Origin of the sequence: Streptomyces radicis (assembly GCF_003626575.1) — a bacterium.
GTDB lineage: Bacteria > Actinomycetota > Actinomycetes > Streptomycetales > Streptomycetaceae > Streptomyces > Streptomyces radicis.
The window spans coordinates 1-9,787 of sequence record NZ_RBDY01000049.1; the positions used below are offsets into that span (position 1 = coordinate 1).

Here is a 9,787-nt window from a genome sequence, read left to right on the forward strand (position 1 = left end):
TGGAGTGGTCGGGGTCGGGTGTGCGGTTGTTGGAGGAGTCGGTGGTGTGGCCTGAGGTGGGTCGTCCTCGGCGTGCGGGGGTGTCCTCGTTCGGGATCTCGGGCACCAACGCCCACCTCATCCTCGAACAGGCGCCTTCCGAGCCGGAGTTGGTGCCCGGGTCCCAGGACGATGTCAGCGGCGGTGGCCCGACCCCCTGGGTCATCAGCGGCGCGGCCCCGGACGCAGTGCGGGAACAGGCGCGGCGGCTGAGGGAGTTCGTGGCGGAACGGCCCGGGCTGCGTGCGGTGGATGTGGGGTTCTCGTTGGCGACGACGCGTGCCGCGTTGGAGCATCGCGCGGTGGTGATCGCCGAGGGCCAGGACGAACGCCTCGCCGCCCTTGACGCGTTGGCCGAGGGACGCCCCGCCCCTTCCGTCGTGCGTGGCAGCGTCGGCGACCACCGCAAGCCGGTCTTCGTGTTCCCTGGGCAGGGGGCGCAGTGGCTCGGAATGGGCGTCGAACTCCTCGACGTGTCACCGGTGTTCGCGTCGCGGATGGCGGAGTGCGAGAGGGCCCTGGCGCCCTGGGTGGACTGGTCGCTCTCCGAGGTGTTGCGGTCTGGTGATGGGGGGTGGTTGGGGCGGGTTGATGTGGTGCAGCCGGTGTTGTGGGCGGTGATGGTGTCGTTGGCGGCGGTGTGGCGGTCTCATGGTGTGGAGCCTGGTGCGGTGGTGGGTCATTCGCAGGGGGAGATCGCGGCGGCGTGTGTGGCGGGGGCGTTGTCTCTTGAGGACGGTGCGCGGGTGGTGGCGTTGCGGAGCAGGGCATTGCGGGTGTTGTCCGGTCGTGGCGGGATGGTGTCGGTGGCCGCGCCTGTCGGGGTGGTGGGGGAGTTGATCGGTGCGTGGCCCGGGGTGTTGTCGGTGGCGGCGGTCAACGGTCCTGGGGCGACGGTGGTTTCGGGTGAGTCGGGGGCGTTGGAGGAGTTGCTGGCGGTGTTGGGGCGTGAGGGGGTGCGGGCGCGGCGGGTTCCGGTGGACTACGCCTCCCACTCACCCGCCGTCGACGAGCTGAGGGAGCGGATCCTCACCGACCTCGCCCCGATCACCCCCCGCCCGCACTCCATCCCGTTCTGCTCGGCGGTCACCGGACGGCCCATGGACACCGAAACCCTTGACGCCGCCTACTGGTTCACCAATCTGCGGGAGACCGTGCGGTTCGAGGACGCGGTGCGGGAGCTGGCCGGGCGTGGCTTCGGGGCCTTTCTCGAGATGAGCGCCCACCCGGTCCTGCTGGTCGGCATCGAGGAGACCCTCGAAGACGTCGGCGTTCCCGGCCTGGTGGTCGGCTCGCTGCGCAGGCACGACGGCGGGATGCGCCGCCTGATGACCTCACTGGCCCGCGCCCACACCCATGGCCTGGCCGTCGACTTCACCCCGCTGCTGCCCGGCGGCCACGCCGTCGACCTCCCCACCTACGCCTTCCAGCACCGCCGCTACTGGCTCGTCGACGAGGGCACCCCCGCCGATGTCGCCATGGCGGGCCTGGGCGCCGCCGACCATCCGCTGCTCGGCGCCGCCATGTCCCTGGCCAGCGGCGCGGCCACCGTGCTCACCGGCCGCTGGTCCCTCGCCACCCACCCCTGGCTGGCCGACCACGCCGTGCGCGGCACCGTGCTGGTCCCCGGGACCGTCTTCGTCGAGCTGGCCACCCGCGCCTGCGACGAGGTCGGCTGCGGCCTTGTCGAGGAACTCACCCTGAACACACCCCTGTTGATGCCCGAGACCGGCGCCGTCGACATCCAGGTGGTCGTCGGGAAGCCCGAAGGCGATGGCCGCCGCCCCCTGGACATCTACGCCAGGCCAGCCGACGCGGGACCCGACGCGGCCTGGACACCGCACGGCACCGGGACCTTGGCGAACGACGCGCCCGCCCCCGCGTTCGACCTGCGCGCCTGGCCGCCCGACGGCGCGACACCCGTCCCCCTCGACGGCTTCTACCCCACCCTGGCCGAGCGCGGCTACGACTACGGCCCGGCGTTCCAAGGGCTTCGGGCGGTGTGGCGGCGCGGGGACGAGACGTTCGCCGAGGTCGCGGCCGACGCCGTGGACCCCGTCGGCCATCTCCTCCACCCCGCCCTGCTCGACACCGGCCTGCACGCCGCGCTGGCCACTACCCTCGCCGGGGCGGGCGTGGGGGAGAGCGGCAACCGGCTGCCGTTCTCCTGGCGCGGCGTCGCGGTGCACGCGAGCGGTGCGGGCGAGCTGCGCGTGCGGCTCGCCCCCGCGGGCCCCGACGGCACCGACCTCACGGTCTGGGTCGGCGACGCGGATGGCGCCCCCGTGGCCACGGTCGACATGCTCGCCACCCGCGAACTCCCGGCCGATCAGGCGGCGTTGAGCGCCGGGCGCGGAACGGGCGACGCCCTCTTCCACATCGACTGGGTGCCCGCCACCGCGAAGGAGGCCGCCGCCGCGCCCGCCGTCCTCGACCTCGGCGAACTCATCGGCGAGCATGGCGTGTCGGCGGCCCTCGACCGGCTCGCCGACCAACGGCCGCTGCCCGACGCCGTGGTGGTCGCCTGCCCCTCGCCCGGCGAGGCGACGGGACCCGTGCCCGAGCGGGTCAGGGCCGTGCTCGAGCCGCTGACCGGGCTGCTGCGCCAATGGTTCGCCGACGAGCGGTTCGCCGCGACGCGGCTCGTCGTCACCACCAGGGGCGCGGTCCCCGCGGGCACGGGCGACGCCGATCCGCTGCTCGCCCCCGTCTGGGGCCTGGTGCGCGCGGCGCGCGCCGAGCACCCCGACCGGCTGGTCCTCGCCGACCTCGACCCGGCCCCCGCCCCCGACGCGGCGGGCGCGCGCGCCGACATCGCCGCAGACATCGCGGCCGACCTCGCCGCCGGACTCGCCCTGGACGAACCGGAGTTCGCCCTGCGCGACGGCGCCCTCCTGGTGCCACGGCTGGCCCGCGCCGACACCACAGAGGACCGGCCCTCCGCCGCCTTCGGCACCGGCGCGGTCCTCGTCACCGGCGCCGCGGGAACGCTCGGCGCCCTCGTCGCCCGCCACCTGGTCACCGACCACGGCGTGCGCGAGCTGATCCTCCTCGGCCGCTCCGGCGTACCCGCCGACCAGGTCGCCGAGTTGGCGGCGCTGGGCGCCACCGTCCACGCCAGGGCGTGCGACGCCGCCGACCGCGACGCCCTCGCGGCCCTCCTCGCCGACACCCGCACCCGCGCCCCGCTGACCGGCGTCGTCCACACCGCGGGAACGCTCGACGACGGGCTCATCGCCGACCTGACGCCCGAGCGGCTCGACGCGGTGCTGCGCCCCAAGGTGGACGCCGCCTGGCACCTCCACGAGCTGACCCGCGACGCGCCGCTGTCGGCGTTCGTCCTCTTCTCCTCCGCCTCCGGCGTCCTCGGCAACGCCGGACAGGCCAACTACGCGGCGGCCAACGCCTTTCTCGACGCCCTCGCCCACCGAAGGCGGGCCCTCGGCCTGCCCGCGCGGTCCCTCGCCTGGGGCCTATGGGCCCCGACCAGCGCCCTCACGGGCCGCCTCGGCGCCGCCGACCTCGCCCGCCTCACCCGGCTCGGGGTCCTGCCCATGACCGCGGGCCAGGGCCTCGCCCTCCTCGACGCCGCCCTGGCCCACAGCGCCCCCGCGCCGGTCACCGCACGGCTCGACCTCACCGCCCCACGGGACGGCGAGCCAAGGGCGTTGCTGCGCGGCCTCGTTCGGTCCAGGCCACGGCGCAGGACCGCGACCGCCGCGGCGGGCGACGCGGACGGCGGACTCGCCCGCCGCCTCGCCGGAATGGACGAGACCGCCGCCCTCGCCCACCTCGGCGCGCTGGTGCGGGCCGAGGTCGCCACCGTGCTCGGCCATGCCGAGCTGCCCCAGGCCGACGCCGAACGCCCCTTCAGGGACCTGGGGTTCGACTCCCTCACGGCCGTCGAGCTGCGCAACCGCCTCGCCTCGGCCACAGGCCTGCGGCTCCCCGCCACCCTCGTCTTCGACCACCCCCGCCCCCGCGCCCTCATCCACTTCCTGCGCGTCCAACTCGCGGGCGGACCACGGAACATCCCCGACGCCCCCGCCCCCGGCACCGCCACGCCCGCCGACGAGCCCATCGCCGTCGTCGCCATGAGCTGCCGCTACCCGGGCGGAGTCGAGACCCCCGAGGACCTGTGGCGCCTGGTCGCCTCGGGCGCCGACGTCATCGACGAGGCCCCACGCGACCGCGGCTGGGACCTCGCCTCCCGCTACGACCCCACGCCAGGCGTGCCGGGGCGGACCTACGCCACCCGCGGCGGATTCCTGTGCGGGCACGCGGAGTTCGACGCCGAGCTGTTCGGCGTCTCGCCCCGCGAGGCCCTCGCGATGGACCCTCAGCAGCGGCTGCTGCTCCAGACCGCGTGGGAGGCGTTCGAACGCGCCGGGATCGACCCCTCCTCGCTGCGCGGCTCCCGCGCCGGCGTGTTCGCCGGGCTCATGTACCACGACTACGGCACCCGGCTGCGCACCGTGCCCGAGGACGTCGAGGGCTACCTCGGCAACGGCACCGCGGGCAGCGTCGCCACCGGCCGCGTCGCCTACACCTTCGGCCTCGAGGGCCCGGCCGTCACCGTCGACACCGCCTGCTCCTCCTCCCTGGTCGCCCTGCACCTGGCCATCGGGGCGCTGCGGCGCGGCGAGTGCTCGCTCGCGCTGGCCGGGGGAGTGACCGTCATGTCGTCGGTCGGCACCTTCCTGGAGTTCAGCCGCCAGCGGGCCATCGCGCCCGACGCCCGCTGCAAGGCGTTCTCCGCCGAGGCCGATGGCGCCGGATTCGCCGAGGGCGCAGGGCTGTTGCTCGTCGAACGCCTCTCCGACGCCCGGCGCAACGGCCACCCCGTGCTCGCCGTCCTGCGCGGCTCGGCCGTCAACCAGGACGGCGCCTCCAACGGCATGACCGCTCCCAGTGGCCCCGCCCAGCAGGGCGTGATCCGCGCCGCGCTCGCCGACGCCCGCCTCACGCCCGCTCAGGTGGACGCCGTCGAGGCCCATGGCACCGGGACACCCCTGGGCGACCCCATCGAGGCGCACGCCCTGCTGGCCACCTACGGCCAGGACCGCCAGGACCAACGACCCCTCGCCCTCGGCACGTTGAAGTCCAACATCGGCCATGCCCAGGCGGCCGCCGGGGTCGGCGGCGTCATCAAGATGGTGATGGCGCTGCGCGAGGAGCTGCTGCCCCCCACCCTCCACGCCGAACGCCCCTCCCCCCACATCGACTGGGCGGCGGGCGGCGTCCGCCTGCTCACCGAGCCCACCCCCTGGCCCAGGGGCGAGGCCCCCCGCAGGGCCGGGGTCTCGTCCTTCGGCGTGAGCGGCACCAACGCCCATGTGATCCTCGAAGAGGCGCCGCTCCTCGAAGAGGCGCCGCTCCTCGAAGAGGCGTCGCCCGCCGAAGAGTTGAAGGACCCGCAGCCCGAGGCGCCCGACGCGGTCGTGCCCTGGGTCCTCTCCGCCGCGACCGCCACCGGGCTGCGCGCCCAGGCCGAGCGGCTGCGCGACCACGTGGCCCGACGCCCCCACCCGCGCCCCCTCGACATCGCCCACTCGCTGGCCACCACCCGCGCCGCGCTGGAGCACCGCGCCGTCGTCACCGGCGCCGACCTGCCCGAACTCCTCGCCGGACTCGAGGCGTTGCCCCTCACCGGGGCGGTCTCCAGGGGCCGGGGCAAGGTGGCGTTCCTCTTCCCCGGCCAGGGCGCCCAGCGCCCCGGCACGGGCCGCGAACTCCACGCGAAGTTCCCCGCGTTCGCCGACGCGTTCGACGCGGTGCTCGCGGCGTTCGGCGACGCCGGGGAAGCCGACCGGCTGCGCGCCGCCCTGTGGGGCGACGACCCGGACGCGCTCGACCGCACCGAGGTCGCGCAGCCCGCGCTGTTCGCGGTCGGCGTCGCGCTCGCCCGGCTGCTCGAGTCCTGGGGCATCGTCCCCGAGCTGCTGGCCGGACACTCGGTCGGCGAGCTCGCGGCGGCCCACCTCGCCGGGGTCATCGACCTGCCCGACGCCGCACGCCTGGTCGCCGCCCGCGGCCGCCTCATGGGCCAACTCGACGGCGACGCGGGCGAGATGGTGGCGGTCGAGGCCCCCGAGGCCGAGGCCCGCGCCCGCCTCGTCCCCGGAGTCGACCTGGCGGCGGTCAACGGCCCCACCTCCGTCGTGCTCTCCGGCGAGCGCGGCGCCGTGCGCGAGGTCGCCGACCACTTCGCCCGCCTCGGGCGGCGCACCAAACGGCTGCGCGTCAGCCACGCGTTCCACTCGCCGCTCATGGAGCCCGCCCTCGACGCCCTGCGCGCCGTGGCCGCCGACCTCGCCTACGCACCGCCGCGCGTTCCGCTGATCTCCGGGCTCACCGGCGGCCCGGTCGGCGAGGAGGCCTGCCGACCGGAGTTCTGGGTGCGGCACGCGCGCGAGGCCGTGCGGTTCGGGGACGCCGCCCGCGCCCTGTACGAGGCGGGCGCGCGCACGTTCCTCGACCTCGGCTCGCCCGGCGACCTCGCGGCCCTCGCGCACCGCGCCCTCGAAGGACTCGTGGGCGGCGTCGAGGCGGCGTCGCTGCCGGTGCTGCGCGGCCCGGGCGGCCCGAGTAGCCCGGGCGGGACCGGCGGCCCCGAAGGCCGGGGCGGCGAGCGCCGCGCGGTGATCGCGACGGCCGGGGCCCTGTTCACCCGGGGCGTTCCCGTGGACTTCGCGCCCCTGCTCGCCGGTGGCCGACGCGTCGAGCTGCCCACCTACGCCTTCCAACGCACCCGGTACTGGCTCGAGCCGGACGGCGCCGCGGGCGACCTGGCCGCCGTCGGCCTCGCGGCCGCGGACCATCCGCTGCTGGGCGCGGCGATCGGCCTGCCCGAGTCCGAAGGACACCTCTTCACCGGGCGGCTCTCCCTCGGCACCCACGGCTGGCTCGCCGACCACGCCGTGCACGGCGCCGCGCTGCTGCCCGGCACGGCGTTCCTCGAACTCGCCCTGCACGCGGGCCGTTCGCTCGGCTGCGCCCGCGTCGCCGAGCTCACCCTGGAGACGCCCCTGGTGCTGCCCGAGCGCGGCGGCGTCCACCTCAGGCTCACCGCCGCGGCCGCCGACGCCGAAGGGGCGCGGCGACTGACCGTGCACTCCCGCCCCGACGACGACGAGGACGCGCCCTGGACCCGGCACGCCACAGGCCGCCTCGCCCCCGAGGCCGCCGACCCACCGGACCCCGCCGGCCCACGCGCCCCCTGGCCGCCGCCCGGCGCCGAGCCCGTCACCCTGGTCGGCTTCCACGACCGGCTCGACGCGGCGGGCCTCTCCTACGGCCCGGCCTTCCGCGGCCTGCGCGCGGTGTGGCGGCACGGCGACACGATCCTCGCCGAGGTCGAACCACCCGAGGAATCAGGCCACGACGCCCGCGCGTTCGGCCTGCACCCCGCGCTCCTTGACGCCGCCCTGCGCGCCGTCGGCGCCGCGGCGGGGCCCGACGCGGTGCGGCTGCCGTTCTCCTGGAGCGGCGTGACCCTGCACGCCGCCGGGGCCGCCGCCCTGCGGGCGCGGCTCACCCCCGAGGGGCCGGGCGCCTGGTCCGTGCGCGCCACCGACGCGCGCGGCGTCCCGGTGCTGTCCGCCGACGCCCTGGTCACCCGGCCCGTCACCGCGGACCGCGTCGACGCCGCGCGCGGCGGGGCGCGGCCCGAGCTGCTCCACCTGGAGTGGGCCGAGCTGCCCGTCCCGCCGCCGGGCGACGCGGCGTTCCGCTGCGCGGACGTCGGCGGCCTGCGGCGCGCCCTGGACGCGGGGGCGCCGCTGCCGCCCGTCGTCCACCTCCCGCTCGTCGGAGGGCCGGTTGAGGCAACCCTGTTCAACGCGCTGACCGCGGTCAAGGAGTGGCTTGCCGACCGGCGGTTCGCCGCGTCCCGCCTGGTGCTCGTCACCTCGGGCGCCGTCGCGACCGGCCCCGAGGAGCAGCTGACCGACCCCGCGGGGGCGGCCGTCCGCGGCCTGGCCCGCTCCGCCGCGACCGAGCACCCGGGGCGGCTCGTCCTCGCCGACGTCGACGACCCCGACGACGCCGACGGAACGGCCAAGGCCGCCGCGCTCGCCGCCGCCAGCGGCGAACCCGAGCTCGCCGTCCGCGCGGGACGGCTCCTCGCCCCGAGGCTCACCCCCGCAGCCCCCGCGGCCCCCACGACCCCCACGGCCCCCGGGACCTCGGCGACCGCCGCGCTCAACGACGCGCCCCCGGCGGCGCGTTGGGACCCCGAGGGCACCGTGCTGATCACCGGCGCGGGCGGCGCCCTCGGCCGCCACGTCGCCCGGCACCTCGCCACCGCCCACGGCGTGCGGCACCTGCTGCTCATCGGCCGCCGGGGCGCCGCGACCCCCGGCGCCGACGCCCTGACCGACCAGCTCGCCGCCGCAGGAGCCACCGCCACATGGGCCGCCTGCGACGCCGCCGACCGCGACGCCCTCGCGGCCGCCCTCGCCTCCGTGCCACCCGACCGGCCGCTGCGCGGCGTCGTCCACGCGGCGGGCGTCCTCGCCGACGGGGTGATCACCACCCTCACCGGCGAACGCCTCGCCGAGGCGCTGCGCCCCAAGGTGGCCGCCGCCCGCCACCTGGACGACCTGACCGCGGACGCGAAGCTCTCGGCGTTCGTGCTGTTCTCCTCCGCCGCCGGACTGTTCGGCTCGGCCGGGCAGGGCGGCTACGCCGCCGCCAACGCCTACCTCGACGCCCTCGCCACCCGGCGGCGCGCCCGCGGCCTGCCCGGGCTCTCCCTGGCCTGGGGCCTGTGGGACGGCGGCGCGAACGGAGCGGGAGAGGCTGCGGGGGAGGCTGCGGGGGAGGGCACCGCGAACGGCACCCGGGAGGCCGCGGGGGAGGGCGGCATGGGCGCCACCCTCGGCGCGGCGGAGCTGCGCCGCCTGACCAGGACCGGCGTCGGCGCCCTCACCCCGGCCGAGGCGCTGACCCTGTTCGACGCCGCGTGCGCCTCCACCGCGCCCGTGCTGGCCCCGCTGCGCCTCGAACCCGCCGCGCTCCGGGCGGCCGTTCGCGGCGGGGAGGCCCAAGTCCCGCCCCTGCTCAGGACGTTGGTGCCCATCCCACAACGCGTCACGGGAGCGCCGCGCGCCGACCGTTCCGGGGACCTGCCCGACCGGCTCGCCGGGCTCCCCGAGGTCGAGCGTGACCGCGTCGTCCTCGATGCGGTCCGGCGCGACGTCGCCGCCGTCCTCGGCCATGGCAGGCCCGAGACCGTCGAGCCCCGACGCGCCTTCAAGGACGTCGGGTTCGACTCCCTCGCCGCCGTCGAGCTGCGCAACCGGCTGAGCAGGGCCACCGGCCTCACCCTCGACGCCTCCCTCGTCTTCGACCACCCGACCCCCGCCGCCGTCGCCGACCATCTGCGCACCCTGCTGCTGCCCCGACTCCCCGGCGCCCACGGCGCGGACGCCCCCCTGGCGGCCGAACTCGACCGCCTGGAAGCGGCCTTGGCCGCGCTCGACCAGGACGACATCGCCCGCCTCGGCGTCCTGCCCCGGCTCCGCGACGTCCTGGCCCGCTACGGCGCCCCCGCCCCCGGCACCGCCGCGCCGGACGGCGCCGCGCTCGCCGACCGCCTTCAACAGGCCACGGACGAGCAGCTGTTCAGCATGGTCGACCAGGACCTCGGCATCGACGGCATCGAGGGCCTCGCGCGCATCGAAGGCAGCAAGGGCAGCAAGGGCAGCGACTGAGCCCCCGGCGGACCGAAGAAGACCCCGAACCC

At 76.9% G+C, this 9,787-nt stretch carries 1 protein-coding gene; it reads left to right on the top strand.

Translation table 11 applies throughout. The features are described from left to right. The first annotated feature begins 20 nt into the window (after positions 1-20). Positions 21-9,755 (top strand): type I polyketide synthase, encoded by a 9,735-nt coding sequence (locus D7318_RS31445; protein WP_268987373.1) that lies wholly within the window; start codon positions 21-23, stop codon positions 9,753-9,755. The last annotated feature ends 32 nt before the right edge of the window (positions 9,756-9,787 follow it).